This is a genomic window from Variovorax sp. 01T439_2 (assembly GCF_056398445.1).
Window position 1 is genome coordinate 1 of sequence record NZ_JBFTPJ010001330.1, and the last position, 1,099, is coordinate 1,099.

Below are 1,099 nucleotides of genomic sequence, written 5' to 3' on the forward strand. Positions count from 1 at the left end.
GGGTCGGGCTGCGATTCGGGCTCGGTCGGCATTGACGGGTTGAGGTTCATGGGCTTTCGGGGGGGGTTCAGGGGTGTCGGGTGTCGGAGAAGGCGTAGGGGTTGCAGGCGCCGGCTCGGGGTCGGTGGCACGGGCTTGCAGGCGTTCGGCAGCGCGTTGCCAGTCGGCGCCGGTCCAGCGGTGCAGGCGCAGCTCCTGGTGATGGGCCGCCGCATACGCGTAGTCCCATGTGTCGAGCGGCTCGTTGCGGGCGCCGCGGCGCTTCACGAAGGTGTTCTTGCGAGGGTCGTAGGTCTCGCTCACGAGCCCGGCGAAATACATCGGCTCGAGCTCGTCGCTGAAGTGGGTGAGGCGCTGCTCCGGCTCGCGGTCTGAGTCCGTGGAGAGACGACCGAACAGCCAATGCTTGATCGCCACGGTGCCCACCTGGTAGATCATCACTCCGCGCTTGTCGCTGCGGCCACGCCAATCCACGTCGGACAGCTTGCCTTTGCCCAGCACCGGCGCGTTGTTGTGCTTCGCGCCGTAGATGGCCATGGGCCGACGCACCAGCCGCCGACGCGTGAAGTCCTTGACGGCCTCCGTACGGTGGCCGCCCATGTCGATCGCCACAGCCTCGACGCGGAGCGTGGCGCCGCTGTCGTGCGCGATGGGTTTGTTAAGCAGCTCGGTGAGGCTGACCCACACGGCATCGTCGGCCGGGTCTCCCATCAATTCGATGTAGTCGATCACCCAGAACGCCATGCCGCGCCCCCAGCCGACGATCTGCACGGCGAGGCGGTTGTCCTGCGTGTCGACGCCCGCGGTGACGACCAGTGCACCGGCAGGCGCGTGGCGCAAGCGATACGGCTCGGCGCGCTCGGCGATCGCGTTCTGCTTCACCGCGCGCATGGCCGGGTCCTCCCACGCCTCCGCGCGCCGGTCGTTGACGAAGGTCTTGATCGCGGCGATATCGCCCTGCGCGTCGACCCACACCTGGGCCATCTCTGCCCAGCGAGGACCGAGGGCGAAGCGGTAGTACAGGAAATTGGCCCGATACCCTCGGATGCGGCGCTCAGGGTAGCGCGCGAACCACTGGCCACGGTCCACCATCCGGTCC

1 protein-coding gene is annotated in these 1,099 nt (G+C 68.2%); it reads right to left on the reverse strand.

The features are described 5' to 3' along the window. Nucleotides 1-1,099: terminase gpA endonuclease subunit (locus AC1DOC_RS34695; RefSeq protein WP_478131717.1), on the reverse strand; the 1,099-nt coding region annotated here is incomplete at both ends.